We start from the raw sequence: 26,628 nt of genomic DNA, 5'->3' as shown, positions 1-26,628 counted from the left end.
TTCCTAATCTTTGACCCTTGACAGTCTGTGAACCTCTTTGTTTACTACATTGCCGTGCCAAATATTTGTAATATGAATCCTATCGACAGTAACATGAACCCTCCCGATCGCACTTTTGTCTCGTCGTTTTCTATGCGTTCTCTGATTTTCTCATATACCGGTGAGACTCTGAAGAAGTCAGAATATGCGAAGTGACCAGCGGGTTGGTAATGACCTTCAATGTATTCGTCTCCCAAATTCACATCCGATTCGTGAGATTCCTTCGCTGCGAGTCCACTCCGGCTCGTTTTTGTGATTTTCACATAGTCCGGATTTGGTTTTTCGTTAGCAGTTTCAACCGGAGTTGAATTTTCCAAAATAGCTTTAACTTCATCGAAGCCACTGTCCCTAGGATCGAGAGAGCCGTTATTCATTTTGTCTCGTGCAGACCGAAGTGCGCCCATCTCCCGTTTATTTGCCAAGTCAGGCACATCTGGAAATGCGATTAACAATGCACCAAATATGTCTATGAACAGTCCACACATGATGAGACCCGATGAGATATGTTCCATAGATTTCTCAATGTACAATCTCCTTGATAAAATAACACAGTCCACTCCTTTAGTTCGTTAACAGCGGGGGCGACGACTCACAATCCCCGGCATACCTCAGCCAAAATAACAATCGAGATGTGCTAGTACGACACTCTCATGGCCAATCTCAACTTCTCCACGTAGGAAAACTCAAAAGACTCTGTATTTTACTTGTCATTGATATGAGGGGCGATCGTGGACAAGGCGACCCGGTTGGCGCAGTCGTCACCGTCGTCATTACGACGATAGTCGTCATGCTCGGCATCTACCTGTTCTCAGAGTTCAATCAAACTATCACGATAACTGGTTCCCTTGCTGGAACGGGCGAAAACCTCCTGATTGATGCGGCTGACGCGCTCACGTTAGCGATTGGTGGAACTGGTATCGCCGTAACTGCGATCTTGATTCTTCGAGGGGCTGGACGGTGAATCTTGAAAATATTGGAAAATCTGTTCTCCTCCCGCTCACCGTAGGTCTGGTTCTTGTTGCCTTGTGGCCATTTTTCCCAACCTCAGGTATATTCGCTCAGATTCCCGAAGCAATAGGGACAATCAGCGATTTCGCGATTTCTGCCATGGTAGTCGGTGCGCTGGCGGTAGCATACTCCCTCCTTAACAATTGGTGAGAAAGCAGTAAGGGACAGATGGAGGTTGTTTGTATCCACTGTAATCGACACAGTCTCAACAAACTATTACTGGCTGGAGGGTTACAACAGATCCGGTATCTCACTTCATGGCATCAACCCCAATACGGGTTAGACGAAGGACAGGCAACGAGTATTAGACCACAATCAAACTCGTCAGCCACCAACCTCATACGCATACATGTAAATGCAAACGAGCATCGTTGATCCAACCACGAACATATTCTGTAGTAAGTCCGTGACTGTCGTGACATTAAGCAGTGAGAGGACCCCGAACAGTGCGAGGCCACCGGATAACATCATGGCGCTCCTACGTCGGGACTCAAACAGGGCTTGTTCGCGTGCTGTTGAGTGTCCGTTGAAAACCGGCCAGTAGGCACCACTGACTAAGCCGCCCAAGATAGTGAACACGAAGAGCAGTTCGAGGAGTCGAGGACTCCAAAGGAGGAGTTCAGTGGGCGACCAACTAGTCACGTTACTGGCTACGAGGACAACTCCACTTCCGACAGTAGGGAACAAGAGCGCTGCTGAGATCATCCACTGGAATGCGGTAATAAGCCGAGTCTCTTTGGGCGGGCGGGATGTTCGGATGTACTCGGCGTTCATTGGTAGTTCAGCACTCAAGAGTCGTGCTTGTGTATTTCGGGTTGTGAAGTGACACTCAATCAAGAATCTCGCAGAGGAACAACCCCTCAAGGCTGCTACAGGGTTAAATCTGCAGTTCCGAGGAAAACACCACCCCACTCTAATTGAAAAGTGTTTAATTAGCTTCTGAACTCGTTGAAATTCACACATTAGATTAAGTCATCTGTTGAAGACAATATCGTATGGGTATCTTGGGCAGTAGTAAACCGGACGGGCCAGCCGAAGAGTTGGCGGCTGCAGCAAACGGTGATTCAGTCACATCGAAACGACTCACAACAACGTCAGGGTCGATGTTGGGTTTAGATCATTTATCCAAACAGCCGCTCATTGATCTCCTACACGACGGAGAACAGCCACACTATTACTTCTATATTCCAAACAAAGGGCTGACGAAAGGTAGCGAAAATGTCGGAGGGGGTATGTCGAGCGACTACCGGACTATTTGTCTCATAACTGATGAGAGGATACTACTCATCACAAATGGAAACCAAGGAGAAGCCCTGAATTACGGCGCCGTAGAAGATACTGAAACGAACAAGGGCCTCTCAAAACAGCGGCTATCCATCTTCACGAACGAGGCGGAATATATCGTCTACATTGCAGGGAAAACGGATTATGATGAGGTTCTGGCCGCTAGTGAGTATGTTCTGGAAAAAGCGGCTGAGGCAGGCAATTCGTCGGTCGACACTACGGTAATTTCGGGCCTCCAGCAAGTCTGGGACCCTACAGACGAATCAATCTCCACCGATGAAGCACTCGACGTTAATCCTCAAGGTGGCTATGTCACCAAAGAACGGTTCAAAAAAATAAGAGATATATTAGACTCTGATGAGAAGGTTCACTACATTACTCGGGGGTCAACTGTTGACGTCGAGGGGTCGGGTGCAGGAAACTCTCTTTGGGGAGATGACCGAAGTCGGAAATCAGGTACTAAAGGATGGGTGCGAGCAGCAATCACAGACCGTCGTGTAGCAATCAAAGTCCCCCAGATATTAGGCAGTGACGAGCGGTCCATTCCATACTCAAATATCACCAGTGTTGACCTTGATACTGGATTAGTGAATAAACGGCTTACCCTTCAAACAGCAGGTCAGACGTATCACATCGAAGCGCACGAACCCGGAAAAGACGAAGTGCGGGATGCAGTTCGCTTCATCCGACAGAAAATCTCCGAAGCGAACCAACCACAAGTCATCCAAAATACTGAATCTTCCGAGCCAGATCCCCTCGACCAGCTCAAGAAATTGAAGGAGTTACATGATGAAGGAATCCTCTCGGATGATGAATTTGAAGAGAAGAAAGCAACCTTATTAGAAAAAGTATAGTCCGATCTCCACGTCGCCTCAGATAGACGTTTAACGAGTCTATCCAGATTACGTCGAATATCGAGTTGTGGTTCTTCTTATCAAATAATTCTGAAACAAAGACACGAGATTACAATAGCAGATTTCATCCGGGGCACATCTTTATACTTACTGTCAAAATATTTGAGTCAATGAGGTTTGAAGAATCGTCGCTCTATCCCCCAGACTTGCCAGACACGATTATACAGACAAACAAGGATATCGACCTAGTTGTTAATCTGAAGGATGGCCCTCGCCTCCCCATTGAGCGAATGGGTGCTGTATTCAGTAACGACGGGGACTACCGCTACTACATTTGGATGGTGTGGGACGACGAGAAACAGCCCCTCCCGTGGATTTGCTGTAACCCGTCGTACGCCGATGGCATCACAGCTGATAAAACAATGAAAAAGATCGCCCACTACTCCGGAAAAGAGGGGTACGGGAGTTGTGTCGTTGCAAACGTTTGGGCGTACCAGAACCGGTATCCCGGAGAACTACAAGACGCCGATGACCCTGTTGGCCCCCTAAACGACCAATTTCTTCAGCATATGGTTGACAACGCGGACGAGGTTGTCGCAGGGTGGGGAACCATCGGTCCGAATAATGAGCGACCGCAGGCGCTTGTCGACAGATTCGACATCGACTGGCTAGCAGTCCAGTACGGCAATGTTCCGTACCACCCCGGACGGCAAACGAACGCGTACAGTCTAACGTCTTGGGAGCCATGAGCAACGACACCAAACTCAGCAAGAAACGAGGGTACGCTTAACCCCGTTCTTCTGCCCCAGTCGAAGGGTTAGCAAAGATCAACCCTACTTGTGTTCCCTTCTTTCCCTGACGCCACTTGTTCGTACTAGCAAATCTCAGCCTTCGTAGCAACAAGGTCGAAATGTGCTAGTACAGTTCTGCGACTTTGTCCACCACGAAGTTAGACGACATCAATTCTGACTATTCTCGTAGTGCCAAACATGCGATGAACAAGGATTCTAACTTGACCATGCTTTGTGTAATCCTTGCAGGGTCAAGGACCAGTAGGCCAACAAGCCGACTATGAATAATACTGTCACCAAAACGAACTGGACAGCACCGTCATAGTAGAGGGCGTTCCATATGAGGAGAGTAGTAATAGCCAGTTCGCCACCAAGTTTGATGCAATTCACCCAAAATTCTGGCCAGTCATTGTATCTCCCAGCGACCCCTCTTTGAATACGGTCAACAAATAAAAGTGTAGCAATGGTTCCACAGAAGACAGTCGCAAGTTGGCCCAATGTTGGAGAGAAGAAACCGAATATGAGGCTGGTAAGAACGATGTTTAGAATACCCAATATTGTCATCACGTACCACCCCGGACGAACGCCGTAGCGGTGTTTGACTTGGGATACGACGTGAACTAACACAACACCAGTGGCAAAACCAACGAGTAAGAATGTGGTTGTAGAGATTCGCGAGAGGACATTAATTCGGCAGACTGGGTGGGTGAATATCATTACAACTGAGTAACCACCAAATATGATGGCTAACAGAATAGCGAGGGGAAACACAAAGAAAAATTCCAACGGAGTCAGTGATTTACGTTCGACTTGTCGTAGGCCTACAACCATTCCAACGCCTGTCGCCCCCACAAGTTGGAAAGTACTAATCGGAGTTCTTGGAATAGGGACCCATAGCTCTGGAATTAAGAGTATTGCAAAGAATAATACTACCGAGAAGACTGAGACAATGGTCTGCATCTTCGAACCCACCAGACGTGGATACACTCTTGCTAATTGGTTCACCGCCGAGTCCACCTCTAACTGCTCATAGAGCAGCCCCGCTCGTTGCTGAAGTTGATCTTTGTCAAACAGAGTTCCGTCCGGATCCTCATCAGATTCTTCTAGAAAAGTCACGGTCTCGATGTCAGGTTCGTTGACGTACAGATATTGCCCCAGAGCAGGTTTACGTCTTGCATCCTCTGGGTCGAAAGTTTCGACATCATCCGGGTTGGGCATCTCTGCCTCTGCAACATTAGACGGAGTTGAATCATTCTCATCTTGTGAACTGAACTCTTCCCGTTCTATGTCGAGATCTTCCGGTTTCTCACCCCATCGAGGGTAGGCGAGTAGCAGGTCTCGAGTCTCATTCGAGGAACCAGACTGAATCGCGTGTCCTTGAATCCAATCACCACTAGTAGTTTTGACAACAACGTCGCTAGATTGATGTATAAACTGGAAAGCAAAATCCCAACTATCGTAGTGGTCCCGAAACTGATTCTCATAGATGTAGTTGTAAGAAAATGAACCAAAGATGGCTCCGATAGTTCCTGCGACCACTAGATGAGCAAGATACCACCCGATCACAGCCGAAAGCTCAAGTCGGGTTACATCCCCTGCTGTAATCCAGTCCCATTTCAGTACTGATGCTAATAAATACAGAATGACCAAGGAGACAATACTGAACACTAAGCTGAAGAATATTATCTCAACTCGGTCGTGGTCCTCTCTCCGTTTAGTTGTCCATCCAGCAACACGGATTGCCGCAACTCCGGGAACAATAAACAACAGGGGTAGGGCCACTGCACCTAAAAGAGATAATGAAAAGAGTCCGTTCTGCAGCGGTATCATCTACCCATCCAGTCAATAGCTAGTGGGTTATTTCCTTCGGAAAGTCAGACTAAACAGAATACTATGCTAACTTCGAGTTTTTAGCGTACTCCGGGAACTCTGCGTAGACTTTATCAAGCAACTCGAATAGCGGCATATCTCCATACCGAATTTGAATACCTTTTAGGATGTTTCGGTCGTTATCGGCATACTGTTCTTTGGAGTGTTTGAGAACTTCTTTCCCCTCGTCGCTCAGGGAGAACTCATAGCGGGTGTTCCCGCTTTTTGTCGTCGTCTTCTCTTTGTTAATCAGATTCTTTTCGGCAAGCTGATCAAGCACATCATACAGTTCCTTAGAGAACGGCCCATAATCATGAGCCACATAGTGGAAACTAACTTGTTCCTTGAGGTTGGGAATGGGATCCTCATCAAGGCCCCCATGTTGAGCTAAGAAGACGAGCTTTTGGAGCCTAGTGATGCCACTCACCGTTTCTTCCTCTCCATTGTCCATAAGGAGGAGGGGAAGTAGCTCCTTTTTACTAATCGCCTTCACGGTACTCATACATGATAGTACTGCGTACCGGCACATAAGTCTTAGACTTGATACAGGCACCCCGATTTAAGCATAATTGGAAGCCAGTCTGAGAAGACTAACAGTGTCAGTCGGGGGAACGACAACACTCTCTGATCCACTTCCAGTACTAGTAGATTTCAGCCTCCGTGGTGGTAGCAACGTTCGAAATGTGCTGGTGTATCTCTTCAACCCCCGATCTCTTGAACAGGCAGTCCACGAAGTGGTTGCTGTCCACTAGTTATCAGCCAACAACAAATATCAATTCGATATAAATATCTGCTGTGTGTAATACCGCTATGGAATCTCGACGCAAATTTCTGGGAATATCCGGGCTTGCAGTGGCAGCATCTCTTTCTGGATGTTTGCGTGGAGCAGCGATCAGAGGGGCTGTCAGATCTGTCCAAAGACTCCAAGAGAGAACGGAATCTGCACCAGAACCAACTGATCGCGAATACTTCGCGAGCCGTGATCCGGTCGAGTTAGAAATAGCTCCCGGAACAATGGTCACGTTTCACATCCTTCGACTCCTCGCAACAGAGGGTGATTCTATAGATTGGGAAGCTACGCCAAAACAGGTCCGTATACAATACGAAGTGGAGGTTCTTTCTGGACCAGCAATGGACATCTATCTCTTTTCTGGAGATGAGTTCATAAAATTCAGAGATGGACAACAGGCGTATTTTGATGAGGTGGGTAGTCAACTATCGACTTCAAGTTTCGATGCGTCCTTCGTAGTCGAGAACAATTCATACGACCTTACGATTGACAATCCCTCAAATAAGAAATCTCGAGTCCGTTTTCACTTGCTCACACATTCAGCAGTAGATGGTTAGACGTGAAGACAGGTACTTCTGGGTTTGATTGGCCCGGTTTGTAGGGTTCCTTGTTTAGGGTTAAACACAGAAATTCACAAACAGTGATGGCCGAACCCTGAATTTCTATGAACTATCCCTGAGAAATCCCAGACCGTTCTGGGAGATGTCCCAAAGGTATCCCAGAAACGTCCCAAAGATGTCCTTGAGGAGTCTGAGAGAAATCGTTGGAGGAATACGTACTTTTGACTAACCCGATGGTGAATTTATATGTGAGCCAAGACTTGATTATCAGCAATCAGATGAGCGATATGGAACCCGGACACGAAATTGGCGGGGCTGGCATATCTGACGCAACAGACTTGGATGGCCTCAAAGTCGTTTTTACAGGACGGCTTTCTGAGCTAACCCGTTCCGAGTCAACAGAACTGGTCGAAAGCCATGGCGGGAAGGTTACAAACAACATCTCTCATCAAAGCGACGTCCTTGTCGTTGGGAAGAACCCCGGAAGTGAGAAGATTGAGTTTTTCGAGGAGAACGAGATCCCGACGCTCACTGAACCCGAGTTCTATTCTTTATTCGGTGAGAAGTTTTCCCACGTTGAAGGTGTGAGTGCTGATGTGGGAACACAATCAACGTTGGCCGGATCCGACGATGATACAATAGAGATCACAATCCAACCTCTTCTAATCCAGATTGTGACGACTGATGCAGAACAGCAAGGGAAAGAGTTCAATTCTGTGGTTGAGGATTCCACCCGACATCTATTGAAGCGGGTGATTGACGGTACGAGTCCGAGCTGGAACAAGGCGGAATCTGCTGAATCGGTTGAGGTGACTCTTCCGGACAAGCTCTTGGCAATGGTTGAAACGGTAGTTTCGAATGAAGAAGAGGTCGATTCAGTTGGGGATTTCGTATCCGCAGCTATCCGAGCAGAGTACGGCTTTGATTCAATTGCGGAGGAAGAACTCACCATTGAACTGCCTAATGGAGTCTTGACAGCTATCGAATTACTGTCTGAAAACGATGACGACGCTGTCGACCAAGCCGCTAAGGAGTTAATCTACGAGGGACTTCAAAACCGGTTGCAAACTGAGTAATTGAAAAATCTGTGGTTGACCTTTGAGCAATCTCAGGTGAACTGCGTATCGAATTTCGTTAGCATTGGATAACCCGTGTTCGGTGAGCGCAAGGTAGAATCGATCATTCTTCGCTAGTCTCATCCAAAAGACGTCCTCGTGCCGATCATCAAGTAAATGTAATAGTGTGTACCCACGAGGTCATCGCTCTGCTGAGGTCATCGCCAACGAGTTCTGCAAATATGAGTCCCAAATGATTGTTCTGAAGAAGTTTTGCTGGAAATCTGCTTTAGAATAGCCTCAGCCAAAAGTATAATCCTCCCACAAATTCGTCGTCCGCAACCGTTGATTGTCGGCACTTGCTCCTTCACATACCGGTTGGACTTCAGAAACGATTCAGCCGGAGAATAATCATGTCGCAGATCATCAATTCAAAACTGTACGAGACCACCAGTGCGGAAATGATTGCAGATTACTGTCCTCTTCCTGCACACACTGAGTACGATTACTTGCATGAGGTCCTCTTTGAGACTCCTAAAGGGAACTATTTCCTTTACAGAGAAGGCGCACCAAAGGCAGAGTTCGGCATTCTTGAGGATACTGACGGGACTTTTGGGATGGACATCGAACCACTCAGTGAGCAAGAGGCCTCTGAGTGGTGTCAAGATAGGAGAGTCGAAACAGAAACGATCCTTGATAATTTCGGGCACCTTATCGAAAGAGCATAGGATTGCGGAGTACAACCGGAACATCCGTCGGCGTCAAAGAAAGCAATCACCGCTATCGGTATCTCTTCTAACTGTTGAGACTGAAGCGAGATTTAAGATGTTCCGTTAAGCTTGTTAGATACTCTTTTCTCGAGATTTGGCCGGTACAATTGTTCAACTTTAGCGTCCGATAGCACACCTCGGATTTGAAATGACCGGTAGCTTTCTTTTTCGAATAGTCGCCGCTGCAGTTTCGAGATAATCGCTCTAAGGCCAACTTTGAGCAGAGGCACTACGCACTCGCCCTTTTCATGTCGAAAATAGAGTTCCCAATTCAGCCCGTCGGTTGCTATTGCAAGTGTATTAAGACCCAAGTCCTTCTTCAGATAGCTTTTCACTTGGACTCGAGCGTTAGAGATGTTGTTTGGGGGTTTCACTTCACCAATAAACGCGAACTCATCAGTGGTCTCAAAATTTGTGATGGCAAAGTCTGGAACTTCATTTCCCCAACGCGGATACCCGACCGGTTGAGGCAGATACTCGTAACCCAGTACATTGAGAAGAGGCCACACAAGGTGGTCCTCAATGAACCGTTCTGGGAGTTGCCCTATCTCACTGCTATCCAAGTATCGGCCACTTACAACGTATTCAACTTGTGAGGGGCATTCGCGTATCCCAAACTCATCTACGAATTGCTCCAAAACCGATAGCACAGATTGTGCAATGGGAGAGTGGTCCGATAATGAGGTACTCCAATCCCTACTCATATTAGTTGGCTACACAGACATTATGTAAAAATATCGACCATGCTTTCTCGATATACAGGACTGTTGTCCGGGTTTCATTTCTCCGTACCCTTAGTCATATATACCCCGATTACGATAACTCGATAACATCTGTAAGCGGGACTGTGTTTCCACGCAGAACATCTACTCCAGACAAATCAGTTACAATGAGCGATTCAACATCTGACCTTGAGGCGAAGAGCAATGAGACGCCAACTATCTTTGATGCCTGTACACCGCGACAGGACGTTCTCGTGGGTGAGCTGGCCGAAGACCAGTTCGCTGCGAGTCTCGCGGATGTCGCTCACTCTGATGATGCGCCAAAGGTGTACGCTGATCCCAAACTCTTCTTCGAGAAGACTTACGCGACTGACGGCCTCCAAGATCTATTAAACCGACTCGCAACCCGCTTTGCCAGTTCACACTCGGGCGACTACAGCGGGACGAACGGGATTCTTCGGCTCGACACCTCCTTCGGTGGCGGGAAGACTCACAATCAGATTGCAGCATATCACCTTGCGGAGTCACCGAACGCAGTCCCCGATCTTTCGGACTTCATCGACAATCAAGAAGTTGCAGACGCCTACACCGAGGCTGCCGCTCTCGGTCTGAACGTGAACACAGCAGTTTTTGTTGGCACGCATGTCGACGGCATCGAGGCTCGCTCTGATTACACAGACCCCGATGCCCCGAAAACGAAGACGATGTGGGGTGAACTCGCCTACCAGTTGTTCGGAAAAGAGGGGTACGAGTTCCTCCGTGAGAACGATGAAAACCAGAACCCACCGGGGACTGGGAAACTCGAACGACTTTTCGAGCGACACTCCAATCCCTCGCTCATTCTCCTTGACGAGATTGCCGCGTATCTCGAACAAGCCGCTGGTGTCGAGATCGGGGACTCCACACTCGCCAAACAGACTAACACGTTCCTGATGTCGCTGTTGTCAGCGACACAGAACACCGACCAAGTAACGGTCGTCCTGAGCATCGCAGACACCGCTTTCGCTGGACAGGCAGAGGACGTTCGGGGTATCGTCTCTGAAGCGCTCTCCGAGTTCAACAACATCACCGATCGTACAGAGAGTTCGATAACTCCAACGGAGGACAGCGAGATCGCTGCTGTTCTCCGTCATCGGCTCTTCGAGAGCGTTGATTCAAGCGCCCGAGACCACACGGCCAAGACCTACGCCTCATTCTATTCGGGTGACCGCCAATCATTCCCAGATTCGGCATCCAGCCCTGCACACCGCGAACGACTTGAAGAGAGCTACCCGATTCATCCCACCGTCATCAACACTCTAACTCAAGAGCTGGACTCTCTCCCATCTTTCCAGCGTACACGCGGGGCACTCAAGCTCCTGTCTCGGGGTGTCCATCGTCTTTGGTCTGAAGATGACCAGCAACTTGACCGCCACTTTGTCCGCTTATTCGATCTCCATCCTGCAGATGGTGATGTTCGCTCGACACTCCTGAGACTATTCGACTCCGTCGACATGGACTTCGAGGCCGCTATCAAGGCCGACATCTACTCCGAAGATGGAACTGCAAACGCCGAAGAAGAAGACCGAGCATGGACGAAGAAGGGTCACCCACCTCTCGGGACACACCTGACGACGGCAATCCTTTGGAAAAGTATCGTTGCAGGGGCTAGCGGACGCGGGACAACCAGACGGCCACTCCGACACGCAATCGCTCATACGGAAGTCGAACTTGCCCACTACGACGACGCACTCAACAATCTCCTCGGAGAAGGGCGAACCTCCGCCTGTTTCTACCTCCATGGCGATAACGGCGAGAAGATTCAGTTCAAGTCCGAGGCAAACTTGACGAAACTCGTCGATTCGGTCGTGGAGCAGATGCAACCGGGACTGGCGCGTCGGAATCTGGAAGAAGCTCTTGAGACGGCCATTGGACAGGGAAGCCTCAACGTTATCGTCGGCCCAGAAGAGCCACATAAGATACCGGATACCGCCGACGAAGCACACCTCTGCGTAATGGACTTTGATACGGTGACCGTTCGTGACCCAGAAAACGTCCCTGAGACAATCCAGACGCTCTACAAGTGGACTGCATCATCGAGTGGCGGGCAACGGACCCAACGTGTCTACAAGAATAACGTCACCTTCCTCGTAGCCGGTGAGAATGGCGTCAGAGATGCAGAGATGACTGCCGAACGAGTTGCGGCAATCAAACACATCCAACAGCGAGTCGGTGACCAGTACGACCTGAGCGACAAGCAACAGGACAAACTCGCTGAGCGACTCGACAGCGCCAAAGGGACGCTTGATCAGGACATCAAGAAAGCGTATACGCATCTATATTTCGCCAGTGCAGATGGCCTCACGCATCGTTCGATAACGACGGACAGCACTATCCATCAGAGCGCCATCGAGAAATTGGACGAGGCAGGGAAAATAATCCCCGAAGGAGAAGGAGCATACGGTGTCGAATGGTTCGAATCAACGATTTGGAACAGTGGCGCGGAGATGATGACGACCCGCGACCTCGAAGAGCAGTTCGGGAAGCGACCAGATGCCGAGATACTCCTCTCTCCTGTCCCCCTTCGGAAGACCGTCGCAAAACTCGTATCAGATGACGGATACGCCTACTGGAATGACGATACTAAGACCGGATACGTGCAGGAAGGTACGGCACTCAACGGCCATCAGTACGACATTGATGATGCTCGAAATCTCCGAACGGGACTCGTCTACGGTGATGTGAAGCTCTTGGACACACATCGCGTTTACAAATCCGCCACCGCCCTCGTCAACGCCCACGAGGGTGAGATTGATTGGGATACGAGCGTTACCTGTGAGGACTGTGGCGAAACGTTCGAGTCAGAAGCCGCGTACAAAACCCACGACTGTGACATCGAGTGGGGGCCGGAGACTTGTGACGAATGTGGCGAGACGTTTACGAAGAAGTCCGAGTTCGAGGCCCACTCATGCGGAGATGAACCATTCTCCAAATTGGTGCAAGCATCGACAACCTCTCCGGCACACGTTTCTCGGGCACTTCAAGAAATGCGTGCAGACATTGATGAAGAGATTACTGAGGCACGGAGTGAGTACCGGGGGCACCCCGACGAACTCTCCGCATTTGCAGAGGGCGTCTGGATTCGGATCGAAGGCGCTGATGCGTGGAAGGGTTCGTGGTTCACGGCGAACCGACTCAGTGGGTCTGGCGAGTTCGCGAATGTGACGACTATGCGGTTCGACTACGTCGCTGACGACGGTTCGGGGTCAGAGTTCACTTTATCATTCGATGGTGATCCGGAGGTGTTCACCGACCACTGTCGATTCAACATGGAGCCGGAGGGAATCTCTAATCCCGATGGTGAGCGTGTTGCGGAATCGGGCTTCGATATAGAATTTATAAACGAAGACGAGAACAGGCTTTACAGTGAGACATTCGATTCGCTTGATGAGCTACTCGCCGTGGACAATGCTTTCACCGTGACCATGCAAGCAGACATTCGCATCAAGGACACGACAGCAGGCGAGGAGCAGTGAAATGAGCCGAAGTGGAGTAGAAGGGAAATCCTTCGCGTTCACTACTGGTGCTTACGGGAACCGACCTACGTTTCTGTTGACGCGGGAGCGGGTGGACGACCGACATCAGATTACCTTGTACGAACTGGCACCAGAGGACATCGCCACCGCTCGGCAGGCTCGGTTCAATCGAAGCCAGAAGACCGTCCATATTCCAATTCGCAGTCTCGGAGACGCCATCGTAGACGGTGAGACACCCGCCGACATCGCGTCCGATGACGAATCTGTTGGATACGATTGGGACGGCTGGTGTGCAATTAAGATAGCCACACTCCGTGGAGTGGCATTCAACGAGGTGAGTTATCTGATAGAGCCGACGCTTAAGGAAGCGGGGAAGAATGCCGAAGTAGTCTGTACTGGCAACCCAGCGACGGTTGAACTACCCGAGGGGGCAGGTGTCCGGCTGTCAATTGCCTTTCGGGCGCTCAAACCGCTTTCCCGACGTGACCGGATGAGAGCGATTGCCGACGGTATCCGTCAGATGAGTCTTGGCGAGTGCTACTATTGGCATGCTAAGGCACGGTCTCCAAGTTCTCCGAACGGAGTAAAGGCACTACGAACACTACTCGCAGATCATATTTGAAGCAAACACTATGACGGACCAACCTAACGAAGATGTCAAAGATAACGAACAGATTGCCCCAGAACGGGTTGCGATCGAGTCTCAACTCCCATTAACCGCAGTCGACATCGAGAGCGAGAAGGATATGGAATCCGGAAGGTATCACAAGCTACGGAGTCTGCACAAATGGTTTGCCGCTCGGCCAACTCCCGCAGCCCGTTTAGCAATTCTCTGCTCTATATATCCCGGTGAGATCGAGCCAGACAAACTGCTGAAGTTATTACAAATTGGGCCAAAAGCACTCGATACGAATATTCAACAGTTTGTACAAAAAAAGTACACGGACAACAATACATCTGGAACTTTAGATGAGCATTACGGGTATCCCAACCCGAATACTCAAACCCCAACCAAAGCGCAATTAGAGGAACTTCATGAGACTTTGAGAAAGGGTTGGGGTGGTAATCTCCCGACAATTCTGGACCCTACCGCTGGCCGAGGAATTATTCCATTTGAGGCGATTAGATATGGGATTCCTGCGAAATCAAATGAACTGAACCCAGTCCCATTCCTGATTAACAAGGTCGCTTTGGAATACGCACCTAAAGTCGGGCAGCTCGGTCCAGAGATTTTTGATTGGAGAGATAAGATTCATTCAGAAGCAAAAAATAATATCTCCCGTTTCTACCCTACGGAAGAGTCTGGCCGAGAAATCTTAAACTCAGCTTGTACTTATCTGATCAAATGTGAATCTTGTAGCGGTGAAATACCCTTAGTAAGCAGGTGGTGGCTGAACAAGACCTCGAAAGGGGGGGACGCAATCAAACCGTCTTACTCGGATGGGAAAGTTGAATACCATCATGTCAAGGTGGAACACATTTCTGATGACGAGTTTGACCCGAACGATGGACCAGTAAGTGGAAGGAGCGTAGAATGTCCTCATTGTGGGGTGATTACGGAGGAGGACACAATCCAAGCCAAAATGGCTGCTAGCGAATTTGAGTATAGTGTATATGGGGTCAACTATATGGAACCCAACGGAAACTGGGCATTCCGAGCAGGATCGGATATTGATAAAGAGGGTATGAAAAAAGCAGCGGAGAGAGTAGAATCTGACTTTGAATTATTAACATTCCTCACAGAGCCAATTGATGTGAGCAGCCGTACTAATGATCCGACAACTTGGGGAATGACAGAATGGAGAGACATTTTCACTCCCCGACAACTCGTTTCCCATTACGAATATTTACGGGCTTTTAACAAATTCTCTAGTGAAATAAGAGAGACGTATAACAAAACGAAGTCCCAACTAATACTCACACTGCTTACGTTTCCCGTATGCAAGTCTGTGGACCACAACTCGCGTCTTTCAGTTTGGCGAGACACTCGAGGTTATGGGGCGAATATTTTCGGTGAGAACAACTATTCTCAGAAAAAAATGTTCGTCGATAACAACATTTCTGCCCCTCGAAGAGGGTATATAAATAACAGTGACCACGCCATTGAGTCATATAACGAACTAGCATCATACGTTTCTGGCAAGAACCCCGCAGAAGTTGCATCGCAAGATGCAGCAACCTTATCTGATATATGGGGCCCTGAGACGGTGGATGCCGCAATTGTTGACCCGCCGTACTATAGCAGTATTATGTATGGAGAGTTATCTGATTTATTTTATGTTGTCCAGAAGGAATACTTGAAAGGCGATTACCCACACCTGTTTCAGTCAAAGCTAACAAACAAAGATGACGAAGCAGTTGCGAATCCCGATCGATTCGAAGGCGTCAATGAAGGTGGTAAATCAAAGAAACAATTGGCAGATGAGCATTATGAAACAAAGATGCAAAGTATTTTTGCCGAGATTCATACGCTTCTCAATTCTGGCGGTGTAATGACTGTCATGTTTACTCACCGAGACATGGACGCTTGGGATACCCTCACCACAGCTTTGATTCAATCTGGATTTACAATCACAGCCACGCATCCCATTAAAACTGAAATGTCTGACCGCGTCGGGCTGAGGGACAAATCTAGTGCAGATAGTTCTATCCTCCTCATAGGGCGCAAGCGTCAGGAAAATGAGAACAACGAAACTACACTCTGGGAAGACATCAAAGATAGTTTGAATCACGTTGCTAAACAAGAAGCAGAAAAAATTCTGGACTCTGGATATGTTGTTTCAAAAACAGACACGGCAATTGCGGCATATGGGCCCACATTACAAAAATATGCAGAGACTTTCCCAGTGGTTGATAAGAAGGGGAATGAAATCCGTCCTCGCAAAGCACTTGGCGAGGCAAGAAAAGCAGTAACTAGCGTAATCGCTGAACGGTTCCTCAACACCGAAGGTCTAGGCGAACTAGATTCATTAACACGCTGGTATATATTAGCATGGTTAATATATGAGAACGACACTTTCCCCTATGACGAAGGTCTCCAACTAGGCGTAGCTGCTGGAGTAGATATTGAAGACATCAAACGATCTACCAAAATTTGGGGCAAGAGAAGTGGAGACATTCAATTAAAGCAGCATAACGACCGTGTTCAGGATATTATTTTGCTTCAAGACGGAGATGCAGATAACCCATCCTCAGTCAAGTATCCGGTAGATCCAACAGATACACGGTATGCGTATACGATTGACACACTTCATGCAGCACTCCATGTCTATGAACGCCAAGGTGCATCTGCTGCGTGGACGTGGTTAACTGAGCGCGGACTGAAATCGGATCGCCAGTTTAAAACCGCGATCTCAGCACTTTTAGAGGTTTTACCCAGTGAAACAGATATGCGAAAAACACTAGTCAACATTATGTCTGGTGAAACAGGGGATTATCTCGACATCAACCTTGACCACATTGACGTGACCGGTGAAACACAACAGGCAGAACTGGGAGACCATGGGACATGACACTCCGAGACCAGACTTGGAACCCCGTCTACGAGAGCGGGTTCAACAGTAACAGCCTCATAGACACGTTCTATCGTCCATTTCTGAGCGAGGTTAACCGATACGATCGACTGGCAGGGTATCTCAGTCTCCGGAGTCTCGCGGACGCGCTGGAAGGAGTGGATTCTATGCTCGAGTCCGGTGGTACGATCCGAGTCATTGCGGGAGCAGACCTCCAAGAGCGAGAAAGAGGCGCGATGTTTCCCGATGCGAACGAACCGTTGGCACCGTGGGTAGAATCGCAGCTCACAATCATCGCCACCCTTCTCGACCGTGGAGACCTCCACATCAAAGTTGGGGAACCGAAGTCGGGAGATGGGTTGTTCCATCCGAAGCTCGGGATCGGTGAAGACGAAGATGGAAACGTCCTCACCTTTGAGGGAAGTGTCAACGAGACGCTGAGCGCGTGGACGTACAATTACGAGCGGTTCAAAGTCCACCGTTCGTGGGAACGCGGTGAAGAGAAGTACATCAAGGAAGACGTCTCAACGTTCAACGCGCTTTGGAACGGCTACCATCCCTCTGTGGATGTCCACGAACTTGATGAGGCCGCTGAACAGGACCTCATCAATTGGAAGGATACCGACGGTGCGCTTGAGGACCACGTCGAACGTGTCCGAAAGCACGCACCGCAATCAGCGCTTTCGGAGGGCGACGTCGCGACCGCCGTCTCGGTCGCTGGGCGTACTCCCGGCGGACTCCACCTCGCAGAGGACGTGAGTACCGTGACGCCGTGGCCGCATCAGCGGACGATTTCTGACACCGCTGTCAGCATCTACCCGAACAATCTCCTATTCTGTGACGAGGTGGGTCTCGGAAAGACCATCGAAGCTGGACTCACCCTCTCACGACTGGTGCATACGGGGAGAGTGGATAATGCGTTGTTCCTCGTCCCCGCAGGACTCGTCCAGCAGTGGCAGGACGAGTTGCTCAGCCGGTTCAACATCCACGCGTACTACTACGACAGGAGATACGACGGAGAGTACCTTGTCGGACCTCTTGGTGACGAGAACGATAACCGCGTGAGAATTGAGGGCGATTCCACTACAGACGAGTGGTCTGAGACACCTATCGGGAACTTCGTTACTCAGCGTGAGCAACCGACCGTCGTTATTCAGTCGTGGCACACCGCTCGTCGCGATGAGAACCACCACCACGTCGCCCCGTCCGGTGAGGGTGACGTTTGGGATTTAGCAGTGATTGATGAGGCTCACAGCGCTCGAGAGGATACCAAACTCTACGATCTGCTCAGTAAGGTGGAGGAAGCGACAGCTTGCATCTACGCGTTGACTGCGACACCGATGCAACTGAACATCGGGGAGTTGTACGACCTCCTACGACTGTGTGATTTACCCAAATCGTGGGATAACAAAGAGCGGTTCACTGAGTTCTTCGAGACGCGCCGAGCGCTCCAGACCACTCTCAGCGAAGTCAGTTCTAACTCTTCGGGGTCCCACGACCGGCAAGATGTTCTCCTCAAACTGCGTGAAGAACTTGAACTGGAGAAGGGAGAGGTCAAACCCCGCCTACAACTGTTCGCGAAGCTCCTTCATGATCACATCAACGCTCACCCCGGATACGACGACGAAGTAGCCGAAGTAATCGAATCGAACCCGCTCAGGTTGAAAGAACGGAAGGCTGTCGAAAAGTTGCTCGGGGCACGCGAGACGTCTAACCGATTCGATGACCCAGAAACACTCGTCTTAGACTGTGGACCGGCAGGATGGCGGGCACTTGTCGACGCTTCCGAGTGGGCCACACCGGTCCAATCCCGTATCTTCCGCAACACCCGGACTGTGTTGGAACAGTGTAAGAATCTTGGCCTACTCACAGATACCGTACCCAGCCGGTCAGTCGAGACGAAGCGAATCGAGCTTGGGGATGCGAAACCTCTCTACGAAAAGGTCGAGGAGTATATCGATACGACTTACGAGGAATCTCAGAAGGTGCTGACGGGCAAGGAGAAACTCGCCCTTGGATTCGTGATGACGACGTACCGACAGCGTCTCACGAGCAGCCTGCACGCGATCAAAAAGAGCCTCAGACGCCGGGAAGACAAACTTGATGCCGAAGTCGAAGATATGACTGAGGAAGTCTCGGCGCTCGGCAAGGACACAGGTGTCACCGAGGCAACTATTGACGAGGTAGTTGGACAAGAGACGTTAGACACCTACCGCCCCACGAAAGGACACGCAGCAAGTGTCGTACAAGCAGAACGAGAGATGCTTCGAGAGTTCGTCGATGACCTCAATCGGACACACACCGATCCGAAGGTAGCACAACTCAGCCAAGACATCCGGAGTCTTCGCAAGGAGGCCATTGACGACATCATCATCTTCACTCAGTATCAAGATACGCTAGAACACATTCGAACTACGCTGACGGATACACACCCTAACGTAGGTACGTACAGCGGAGCTGGTGGTTTTCAATACGACCCAGAAAGCGGGGAGTGGACGTCGGTCGGAAAAGAGACGATCAAGCGGTCGTTCACTGAGGAAGGAGGTACGAATATTCTCATCTGTACCGACAGTGCCAGTGAGGGACTCAATCTCCAGACAGCGGATGCGCTTATAAACTATGACCTGCCGTGGAATCCGATGCGGGTAGAGCAGCGCATAGGACGTATCGACCGCATTGGGCAGGACAATGAAGTAGTGAAGATAATCAACTACGCTTACAAGGACAGTGTAGATGGCGACATCTACGAGGAGTTAGAAGAACGACTAGAACTCTTTGAGAATGTCGTCGGCCCGATGCGACCCGTACTGAACAGCATCGAACAGGATTTCAAAGATGCGATGATGGGTGCTGACGACAACGATAGTCGAACTGCAACTGAACGAGTCGCAGAAATGGCAGATGAACGAGCGGCAGAAGCTAAAGAGAGAGAGGAAGAGACTGGGCTGGCAAAGGGAGCCGAGGAGCCAGCGACTCGCGAAGAGATCATTGAGGACGCCGGATTGGTCGGGTGGGATGGGTCGAAGCACCCCGCACTCACATCTGTTGGTGTCGAAGAACGACGCTATGAGCCGACGGTTGGACTCAAGACCATCGAACAGTTACTACTCCATTCAGAGAAGCTCGAGGAGGTAGGATGGTCGTTTACAGCACTCCGAAATCACGACCGAGCTGAAGAGTTTGCTGGAACATCAACCAATGCGTATGTGCTTGAAACACTGGACGAGGATGATGTCGAGTCACCGGAGCAGGTCACAGAGACGGCACAATCGGTTCTGGGACGTGGCCGGGGGGTGGTGGTGACGTTCTCTCCCAAGGTTGCGGATCAATTCCCATCGATTCGACTGTTACTTCCCGGTGATCCGCTGTTTGAGACGTTATTGTCGGTGGTTTCGGATACGAATCCCCGGAATGTTGAGTTGGTCTATGGTAGTCGCCGTGAGGTAGGACCGCCGCGAATTGTGGTTGGTGAAGAGGGGAGTCTTGATACCGCTGATGTCGTTGGGGTCGGTGCAGTTGATGAATCGGTGTGCGATCTTCCGGGAGACCGTTCTCTGGAATCTATCACGGCCACTGAAGAGACGCTTCGAGAGTGGCTTACGGTGACTTCAGACTAAAATCAAGACGACTTATTGCTCCACAGCCAACGGAGCTTATTGCGTTCATCCGTGTCACTCATTCTCGGTGATCTGAGAAACCCAGTGACAAGTTTGTCTGGATCGATCTCGACGGTTTGATTATCCGCTACCATTCCTCTTCCCCTTCTCAACGCCGAGAACCGCCACACGAACCGTCTCGTCCGCGTAATCCGTGTCAACGGTGAAGTTCCCTTTACCGTCCGTCTTTCGTTCAACGACATCCTCCACATCAACCACGATAGTCTGTCGTGCAGGTTTTTTGGGCGATGTCGGATTCGGAGTTCGCAGTGTCCGTTCTCCCGACCCAACCCCGTCCAGTGTGGAGATTCAGATCTCGGTGAAAAGCCCACAATTGGTGTCCTCCATCTATTCTCGACTCGATATGGGAGTCTCAGCCTCGTAGTCCTCGTTCATTACTCTGGTTGTGTCAATATTCGATTGTTCCAATGTATATGGGAAAGGCGTTTAGACCCCATTTTCACCGCACTTTATAACACCCATTCCAAAACATAACAGAGCAGTTACACTTATGGCAGGAGTCAGTATACTCCAGAATAGCCTGCGAGCGATAAGGGACGTCTCACAGAAGCCACCCAGACACGTCACAGATCGCTACCAGACTAACTAACTCCAATGTCAACGAATACTCCTACACCGGAAGAGAATCGCACGCAAGATAGTCCACTCGTCCTCGCGGTCGGTAACCAGAAAGGAGGCTGTGGGAAGACCACAACCGCGCTGAATGTTGGTGGGGCATTATCCAAATCCGGCTACGACGTGCTTCTCATCGACCTTGACCCTCAAGGACATCTTTCCGAAGACTGTGGGCTTGGAAACGAATACGATGCCGATGGCATGTCACTGCACGACATCTTGAGCGACCTGTCGAAACAAGACCAAATCAACGAAATAATTCGTTCGCACGATGAGTTCGACATTGTTCCGGCCCACGCACAGATGTTCCAAACGGAAAGCGAACTCACCAGCGCCATCCGCCGTGAGGAACGTCTTCAGCTCGCTCTGGCCGAACTCAATAAGGAATACGAGTTCATCCTCATCGACTGCCCGCCCAACCTTGGAGCGCTCACAAATAACGCGTTCCTCGCAGCTGAGCATATCCTCCTCCCGGCACGTCCGACCAGCAAGAGCATCAAGGCCATCGAACTTCTGATGCACCAGAAATCTGCATTAGAGAATGGTTACTCAACGAACATCGACATTGTCGGTGTTGTCGGCAACGAGGTATCCTACGACAACGAATCAAAGGAAATGATGGACTGGTTTGAAGAAACCTTCGAGAGCATTGCGCCGATTTTCGCTGTCCGGTCTCGGGTCGCACTCCAGCGAGCTGCAGATAATTCCGGGTCGATTTTCGCCTATTCAGTGGACTGTGATATGGAGGCTGAATACCTCCGAATTGCTGAGTCACTGGTTGATGAAGCGTGGCAGGAGGGTCGTACTGATGCGTAAGGACTCTTCTGTTAGTGAAGGACGTGAGAACAAACAACGTCGTAAAGCAGATGTTCAGCAGGTCATCCAATCTGGGTTATCGTCGAATGAGGATGGCCAAGAGACAGGTCCGGGAACTGTCACAGAAGAATCCCAGACCAATCAGGGGCGTAGCACTGATACCTCAGAGAAGACATCAGAAGACACAGTCAAAGACAGGAAGCATTTCTCCATGTATGTCGGCACGGATGTCGTTCGAGAGGTCAATGACCTCTATAACGAACTCAATAACAAGCACGAGGAACGCTTTGGCGTGAAATTACCCAAAAACAAGCGCTTCTACCCAGCACTTCTGAGGCATGGAATGAACTCTCCCGAGGAGATAAAATCCGAGTTGCATCTCGATTAACATCGTTTCGGAGACGCAATTGACTGGACCACCGTGTCACGAGTGTCATTAGTGTCGTGAGAGGCGTTCTTTTATAAACACACTCTCTCCCCACTTTGTCACGAGAGACGCTCCGAAGGTGTGGGTGGGGGGATCGAGTGCATCTTTTGCCGGGTTAGCGTCTTCCACTAACCACGGCTAAAAGAGGACTACGGGTACGTTATTAAACATAAGAAGTTAAAAGTTTCTCAAATAATAATCTTAGTAAGGTGTTCTGCGGGAGGGGTACACCTTTGGGGCGTTTCTCGTGACAAAGTGGGGAGAGAGTGTGTTTATAAACAACCGACTCTCGTGACACTCGTGACAGGGTGGTGCGGCACCGACCACTATAGCGAGATCTCAAGCACGGTTACCAACATGAACTATCTTGAGTATAATTCAGGCCAAATTTGCTTGGACGCAACTCGGAGAGAATGCACTCGTAGGTGCGAAGTTTACACACACGATGATAACCGGACGTCTTGTTTGGAATGGGGGGTAACCCTAGGGAAAATACTATGCTCATTGTAGGTGACCTGTCTGTTAAGATGGATTATGAGTGAGGATGTCGGTCATCTACTAAATCAGATTGCACACAATGAGATCGTCCTTCCTGAATTTCAGCGGGAGTTCACTTGGGATAGAGATCAGTCTAAACTCCTCGTCGATTCCTTAATGGAAGGATACCCCACAGGGTCTCTCTTACTGTGGGCTACAGACAACCCACCCGCTTTGAAGAACTCCCCAAGTATACCATCCGGGAATCGAGTGAGCGTATTGCTGGATGGGCAACAACGGCTCACGGTCCTGTATCTCCTCATCAAAGACGACTTACCGCCGTACTATTCTAGCATCGACAACGACCCCCGAAATCTCCATTATAATCTCGATACACAAGAGCTGAAGTATTACAAAAAAGCCGAGATGCAAGGGAATCCTCGATGGGTAAAAGTCACAGACTGCTTCATAAGCGGTGGTGTCAACGTAGGAGAGATCGTAGAAGAGGTTTCAGGGGACTCTGGGCCTTCGTTTGAACTATTCCAAGAGTACCAAGCAAATCTCACAGCCCTACAGGAAATCAGGAATGATGAATTTCCGATAATGCATGTTGACGATGAGTCATCCCTTCGCGAAGCACTCACCGTCTTCGACAGAGTAAACAGCCAAGGTACTGCTCTCAGCGACGCAGACATTGCACTGGCGCATATGGTGAGTGCATGGCCAGAAACTCGACGGAATTTCAAAAATAAACTTTCCCGGCTAGACCAGATTGGTTTCAGTTTCGATTTAACGTTCCTCGTGCGATCGATGAATGCAGTAATCAACCAGAGTGCAGAGTTCGAACACCTTCACGATCTCTCGCGTGAACAGCTACAATCTGGCTGGAACGACCTCTCCCAGATAATTGATTACGTCCTTAACGTTCTACGAGACCACGCGTACATTTACTCAACAAAGGACCTCAACACGCCCTATGTCCTTATTCCGATCATCGGGTATCTCTCAATGCAAGATGGTGAGTTCCGGTCAGCGAACGAACGGAACCGAATGTTGTATTGGATGTATGCCGCTCTGCTGCAGCGTCGCCATACGCGAGGACTTGACGCCAGCTTACTGCAGGACTTGAATGTTCTCAAGGGTGACGAACCGATTGCAGCTCTGATAACGACGTTGAAAGAGGAGGAAGGAGATCCTCACGTTTCACCAGAGAATCTCGATATGCGGGGTATTCGCCATCCACTATACAACATGATGCAGATTGTAATCCGGGCCAACGAAGGTGTTGATTGGCGAAACGGAATCGACCTTTCACAGCCAGTGGGGGACGATTACTCTATCCAGAGCCACCATATCTTCCCAAGAGCGCAGCTATCTCAAGCGGGATATGATACCGGAAGTAATCACTACGACAAAAAGCGCGTGAATGAGATAGCTAACCGTGTTCCATTAACTAAGAGTGGGAATCTCGGCATTTTCGACTCGCCACCATCAGAATATCTCCCGACTGTTAGTACGGAATATCCAAATGCGTTAGAGCCAGCGTTTGTACCTGTCGATGAAAGACTCTGGGAGATGGAAAATTACGAAGACTTCCTCGGGGAACGTCGTCGATTAATCGCAAATGGAATCAACAGCTTCCTTGACTCCTTAGTAGAGCCAGAAATGCTTGCTCGGTAGTCGTACTCAGAGAAACCCACAGCGATTTTGCTAGCTTACTGAATGGCGATATAGATTCAACAACATCCGTGCATTCCCCATCGCCAACGAGTTCTACAATATCGACATTCTTCCAGCGTCCGTGAGTTGAAACAACAAGCTGGAGGGGTAACGGTGCTAATCTACCGAGCAGAACGCCGTCCGCAACCACCAAACAAAACACCGACATTCTTGAACATGTAATGTCCGATTCGGCAACCGAGTTTGATTACAACGACTACGAAAGCTCAATGACTATTGATGAAATCACAGAGATCACAGGGATTGAAGTGACCAATCCAGCTGTCGCTTACACTCGTGATGCGAACCTCAACATGTATCGAGCATTAAAAAACAATGTCAGCCCTGACCTCATCGCCGGTGTTGCGCTGAGTACCATGATTGAAATGTACGCAGAATACGGTCTCCACACACAATACAACTCATTCGAGCAGTTCCTCGCTAAGACCGCAGGAGAAATCAAACGTGCTGAAGACTACCTGAATGACTGTGAAAAGAAGAATTGAACGGGTTCCAATAACTCCCGATTTACTTCATACTGCTTTGGCTCTCCACCAGCAATACGCGTGTTTTTGACCAATAAGTCGACTTAGGTCCCGTTAAAAGACGAGAGGGACGTTTGGGACGGAAAGTCCCCAAACCCAGTCATCGTTGCAGTCGGAACACCCATCTGTCCATTATCGAGTGAGCGGGCAAAGAAATCCTCACAGACATACGCTCCTACGTACCGTATGAAAGGAGGCATCCATGACCATTCATCGGTAATCGGTTCTATCGCCGTGGGCCAATAGAATGCGGAGCCAAATGAGTCAGTCAGATCACTCAGTCGTTTTTCATCTTCAAGCAAACTCCTTGTAGCGTCCCGAAGCACATCGTGAAGTGTGATTCCATCTTTTACAAACCATGGAGTTACTGGACTGCCTCCTTCGATGTCAAACGTAAGTTGATAACGCTGATCTGCCCGCTCAATGATGTCGAAGAGAAGCAGTGCTTCGCGGTTGTTCCGGATTGACTGCGAACTCACATCTGCTCGCTCAGCCAACTCTTTCTGGATAAGAGGACCGTCAGAACCGAACAGTGCGTGGATTATCTTAGACTGTGTCGGAGTCGCACCGGGAAGAATACGATTTGGGGGTAGCGTCGACATCGCATACCTGCAATCGTCGGTCGATAACGCTGTACTTGATGGCTCGTCCAGACGCGGAAGGGCAGAAAGTGCCCTACACACGTCGTATACGCTTCGGAGAAAAGAACTCAATACACAGACGATTTGTCGGTTGGCCGTTCGTCCCCGTCGTGTCGACATCCGATGAACTGCTTCTGTCGCTTTTTCCCGCATCCAGTCGGATTCAATTCGGAAGTCAACACGAAACTCAGTGAAGTTCTCGCCGTCGATTTGAAGTTCGTTAGGATTCCGAAGAACATCTTCCAAATAGGGAACGAGCCGGTTGACACCCCGGCCAACGATAGTCCATTGTCCAATCAATTCGCCAATCGGATGCTCACTACTTGACGTCGGCGCACCTAGGATGGACGTCCGCTTCTCGTCTCGTGACTCAAACAGGACACGCTGAGTTGAATAGTGCCCATATCGGCTGCTGATTGGAAGTGCAGTCATTAGGAACCGAAGAAGGTCATTTCGCCTTCGATTGTCGTGGCCGTCGCTGTGGAAGTCGCGACTGTAGAAGGGGAGACGAAGCTCGCGGGTGACACTGACGCTGAACAAATCGAGCAGGTGCATTGTTGTCCCCATTAACCCGTGTGCGTTGCGGAGAATACGACTGCGGAGTTGTCGCTCATCGTCGTCAGTGACGCCGTGCAATTGACGGGTGAGACTTAACAAGTCGTCGCGTGCCTTACGAAGAGCGTCGACGTAATTAACGCCGGTGAAATCCACGTCGTCAAGATAACCCATGCAGCGTGCGTTACGAAGGATGTCGTGAGGAATATCCTCGAGAGGTCGTTCATCGGTAGTGTCGCCAGCCAGTCGCTCTGGAGGAAGCACGTACTGCCACGTCCGCTCGCAGGTTAACGCTCGTGCGATGCTTACTGCGTACTGAAGTGGGTTCTCGTATTGTGCCGAGACAACCAACTCATCTCTGCTTTTGACGTAACTCCACGCAGGTTG

The 26,628-nt window shown here is 49.7% G+C and carries 21 protein-coding genes; 14 read left to right on the top strand and 7 right to left on the bottom strand.

The features are described 5' to 3' along the window. Positions 1-44: 44 nt before the first annotated feature. On the bottom strand, positions 45-524 hold the full coding sequence (locus C457_RS20140) for a hypothetical protein (RefSeq protein ID WP_161611449.1): 480 nt from the start codon (positions 522-524) through the stop codon (positions 45-47). Positions 525-754: 230 nt separating this feature from the next. Here C457_RS20140 and C457_RS20375 point away from each other — a divergent pair, with 230 nt between their 5' ends. Next, a complete protein-coding gene (locus C457_RS20375) occupies positions 755-1,000 on the top strand; it encodes a hypothetical protein (RefSeq protein WP_008095344.1) in 246 nt (81 codons plus the stop codon). A gap of 371 nt (positions 1,001-1,371) precedes the next feature. Here the strand turns inward: C457_RS20375 and C457_RS13220 are convergent, their stop codons facing one another. Further along, positions 1,372-1,821, bottom strand: coding sequence for a hypothetical protein (locus tag C457_RS13220; protein WP_008095342.1), 450 nt, complete (start codon positions 1,819-1,821; stop codon positions 1,372-1,374). A gap of 221 nt (positions 1,822-2,042) precedes the next feature. On the opposite strand from C457_RS13220, the gene C457_RS19740 reads away from it, so the two are divergent. Next, positions 2,043-3,185, top strand: a complete 1,143-nt coding sequence (locus C457_RS19740; RefSeq protein WP_008095340.1) for a PH domain-containing protein — start codon at positions 2,043-2,045, stop codon at positions 3,183-3,185. A gap of 170 nt (positions 3,186-3,355) precedes the next feature. Further along, positions 3,356-3,934, top strand: coding sequence for a DUF1643 domain-containing protein (locus tag C457_RS13215; protein WP_008095338.1), 579 nt, complete (start codon positions 3,356-3,358; stop codon positions 3,932-3,934). A 258-nt stretch (positions 3,935-4,192) separates the two neighbouring features. On the opposite strand, the gene C457_RS20135 is transcribed toward C457_RS13215, so the two are convergent. Together C457_RS20135 and C457_RS13210 are read right to left on the bottom strand one after the other, a co-directional pair. Further along, positions 4,193-5,806: a DUF6338 family protein gene (locus C457_RS20135; protein ID WP_152420019.1), complete on the bottom strand. Its 1,614-nt coding sequence runs from the start codon at positions 5,804-5,806 to the stop codon at positions 4,193-4,195. A gap of 61 nt (positions 5,807-5,867) precedes the next feature. Then, positions 5,868-6,347: a type II toxin-antitoxin system antitoxin SocA domain-containing protein gene (locus C457_RS13210; RefSeq protein ID WP_008095336.1), complete on the bottom strand. Its 480-nt coding sequence runs from the start codon at positions 6,345-6,347 to the stop codon at positions 5,868-5,870. A gap of 308 nt (positions 6,348-6,655) precedes the next feature. On the opposite strand from C457_RS13210, the gene C457_RS20130 reads away from it, so the two are divergent. The 3 genes from C457_RS20130 (at position 6,656) to C457_RS13200 (ending at position 8,978) form a co-directional block, all read left to right on the top strand. After that, positions 6,656-7,192: a hypothetical protein gene (locus C457_RS20130; RefSeq protein WP_152420018.1), complete on the top strand. Its 537-nt coding sequence runs from the start codon at positions 6,656-6,658 to the stop codon at positions 7,190-7,192. Positions 7,193-7,473: 281 nt separating this feature from the next. After that, a complete protein-coding gene (locus tag C457_RS13205) occupies positions 7,474-8,271 on the top strand; it encodes a BRCT domain-containing protein (protein ID WP_161611448.1) in 798 nt (265 codons plus the stop codon). 392 nt (positions 8,272-8,663) lie between these two features. Then, positions 8,664-8,978 (top strand): hypothetical protein, encoded by a 315-nt coding sequence (locus C457_RS13200; RefSeq protein ID WP_008095333.1) that lies wholly within the window; start codon positions 8,664-8,666, stop codon positions 8,976-8,978. Positions 8,979-9,070: 92 nt separating this feature from the next. On the opposite strand, the gene C457_RS20125 is transcribed toward C457_RS13200, so the two are convergent. Next, positions 9,071-9,724 (bottom strand): hypothetical protein, encoded by a 654-nt coding sequence (locus C457_RS20125; protein ID WP_152420016.1) that lies wholly within the window; start codon positions 9,722-9,724, stop codon positions 9,071-9,073. Positions 9,725-9,909: 185 nt separating this feature from the next. On the opposite strand from C457_RS20125, the gene C457_RS13190 reads away from it, so the two are divergent. The 4 genes from C457_RS13190 to C457_RS13185 are packed head-to-tail and all read left to right on the top strand — an operon-like array spanning position 9,910 to position 20,386. Then, positions 9,910-13,257 carry an ATP-binding protein gene (locus C457_RS13190; protein WP_008095328.1) on the top strand — a complete coding sequence of 1,116 codons (3,348 nt, stop codon included), beginning with the start codon at positions 9,910-9,912 and terminating at the stop codon, positions 13,255-13,257. A 1-nt stretch (position 13,258) separates the two neighbouring features. After that, on the top strand, positions 13,259-13,879 hold the full coding sequence (locus C457_RS19735; protein ID WP_083864296.1) for a DUF7680 family protein: 621 nt from the start codon (positions 13,259-13,261) through the stop codon (positions 13,877-13,879). Between the two features lie 10 nt (positions 13,880-13,889). Then, positions 13,890-16,769, top strand: coding sequence for a DUF1156 domain-containing protein (locus tag C457_RS19730; RefSeq protein ID WP_008095325.1), 2,880 nt, complete (start codon positions 13,890-13,892; stop codon positions 16,767-16,769). Continuing rightward, on the top strand, positions 16,766-20,386 hold the full coding sequence (locus tag C457_RS13185) for a DEAD/DEAH box helicase (protein WP_008095323.1): 3,621 nt from the start codon (positions 16,766-16,768) through the stop codon (positions 20,384-20,386). Before C457_RS19730 ends, C457_RS13185 begins: the two co-directional genes overlap by 4 nt. Before the next feature lie 120 nt (positions 20,387-20,506). On the opposite strand, the gene C457_RS20370 is transcribed toward C457_RS13185, so the two are convergent. Beyond that, positions 20,507-20,644: a hypothetical protein gene (locus C457_RS20370; protein ID WP_161611447.1), complete on the bottom strand. Its 138-nt coding sequence runs from the start codon at positions 20,642-20,644 to the stop codon at positions 20,507-20,509. A gap of 396 nt (positions 20,645-21,040) precedes the next feature. Here C457_RS20370 and C457_RS13180 point away from each other — a divergent pair, with 396 nt between their 5' ends. The 4 genes from C457_RS13180 to C457_RS13175 all read left to right on the top strand — a co-directional run bounded on the left by C457_RS13180 (position 21,041) and on the right by C457_RS13175 (position 25,006). Beyond that, positions 21,041-21,877, top strand: coding sequence for a ParA family protein (locus C457_RS13180; RefSeq protein ID WP_049913581.1), 837 nt, complete (start codon positions 21,041-21,043; stop codon positions 21,875-21,877). Next, positions 21,870-22,265, top strand: coding sequence for a hypothetical protein (locus tag C457_RS20120; RefSeq protein ID WP_152420015.1), 396 nt, complete (start codon positions 21,870-21,872; stop codon positions 22,263-22,265). The genes C457_RS13180 and C457_RS20120 overlap by 8 nt, the downstream gene beginning before the upstream one ends. Positions 22,266-22,838: 573 nt before the next feature. Continuing rightward, a complete protein-coding gene (locus C457_RS19725; RefSeq protein WP_008095320.1) occupies positions 22,839-24,461 on the top strand; it encodes a GmrSD restriction endonuclease domain-containing protein in 1,623 nt (540 codons plus the stop codon). A gap of 221 nt (positions 24,462-24,682) precedes the next feature. Beyond that, complete coding sequence (locus C457_RS13175; protein ID WP_008095319.1) at positions 24,683-25,006, top strand: hypothetical protein; 324 nt, start codon at positions 24,683-24,685, stop codon at positions 25,004-25,006. Positions 25,007-25,089: 83 nt separating this feature from the next. Here the strand turns inward: C457_RS13175 and C457_RS20115 are convergent, their stop codons facing one another. Continuing rightward, on the bottom strand, positions 25,090-26,505 hold the full coding sequence (locus C457_RS20115) for a hypothetical protein (RefSeq protein ID WP_152420014.1): 1,416 nt from the start codon (positions 26,503-26,505) through the stop codon (positions 25,090-25,092). Between the last annotated feature and the right edge of the window lie 123 nt (positions 26,506-26,628).

It is taken from the genome of Haloferax prahovense DSM 18310 (genome assembly GCF_000336815.1).
Taxonomy (GTDB): domain Archaea; phylum Halobacteriota; class Halobacteria; order Halobacteriales; family Haloferacaceae; genus Haloferax; species Haloferax prahovense.
This window is presented reverse-complemented; position numbering and strand designations above follow the sequence as displayed.

Bases quoted from the DNA above. Each gene is read 5' to 3' on its own strand.
- C457_RS20140 (WP_161611449.1), bottom strand. From the start codon at position 524: ATGTGTGGACTGTTCATAGACATATTTGGTGCATTGTTAATCGCATTT.
- C457_RS20375 (WP_008095344.1), top strand. From the start codon at position 755: ATGAGGGGCGATCGTGGACAAGGCGACCCGGTTGGCGCAGTCGTCACC.
- C457_RS13220 (WP_008095342.1), bottom strand. From the start codon at position 1,821: ATGAACGCCGAGTACATCCGAACATCCCGCCCGCCCAAAGAGACTCGG.
- C457_RS19740 (WP_008095340.1), top strand. From the start codon at position 2,043: ATGGGTATCTTGGGCAGTAGTAAACCGGACGGGCCAGCCGAAGAGTTG.
- C457_RS13215 (WP_008095338.1), top strand. From the start codon at position 3,356: ATGAGGTTTGAAGAATCGTCGCTCTATCCCCCAGACTTGCCAGACACG.
- C457_RS20135 (WP_152420019.1), bottom strand. From the start codon at position 5,806: ATGATACCGCTGCAGAACGGACTCTTTTCATTATCTCTTTTAGGTGCA.
- C457_RS13210 (WP_008095336.1), bottom strand. From the start codon at position 6,347: ATGAGTACCGTGAAGGCGATTAGTAAAAAGGAGCTACTTCCCCTCCTC.
- C457_RS20130 (WP_152420018.1), top strand. From the start codon at position 6,656: ATGGAATCTCGACGCAAATTTCTGGGAATATCCGGGCTTGCAGTGGCA.
- C457_RS13205 (WP_161611448.1), top strand. From the start codon at position 7,474: ATGAGCGATATGGAACCCGGACACGAAATTGGCGGGGCTGGCATATCT.
- C457_RS13200 (WP_008095333.1), top strand. From the start codon at position 8,664: ATGTCGCAGATCATCAATTCAAAACTGTACGAGACCACCAGTGCGGAA.
- C457_RS20125 (WP_152420016.1), bottom strand. From the start codon at position 9,724: ATGAGTAGGGATTGGAGTACCTCATTATCGGACCACTCTCCCATTGCA.
- C457_RS13190 (WP_008095328.1), top strand. From the start codon at position 9,910: ATGAGCGATTCAACATCTGACCTTGAGGCGAAGAGCAATGAGACGCCA.
- C457_RS19735 (WP_083864296.1), top strand. From the start codon at position 13,259: ATGAGCCGAAGTGGAGTAGAAGGGAAATCCTTCGCGTTCACTACTGGT.
- C457_RS19730 (WP_008095325.1), top strand. From the start codon at position 13,890: ATGACGGACCAACCTAACGAAGATGTCAAAGATAACGAACAGATTGCC.
- C457_RS13185 (WP_008095323.1), top strand. From the start codon at position 16,766: ATGACACTCCGAGACCAGACTTGGAACCCCGTCTACGAGAGCGGGTTC.
- C457_RS13180 (WP_049913581.1), top strand. From the start codon at position 21,041: ATGTCAACGAATACTCCTACACCGGAAGAGAATCGCACGCAAGATAGT.
- C457_RS20120 (WP_152420015.1), top strand. From the start codon at position 21,870: ATGCGTAAGGACTCTTCTGTTAGTGAAGGACGTGAGAACAAACAACGT.
- C457_RS19725 (WP_008095320.1), top strand. From the start codon at position 22,839: ATGAGTGAGGATGTCGGTCATCTACTAAATCAGATTGCACACAATGAG.
- C457_RS13175 (WP_008095319.1), top strand. From the start codon at position 24,683: ATGTCCGATTCGGCAACCGAGTTTGATTACAACGACTACGAAAGCTCA.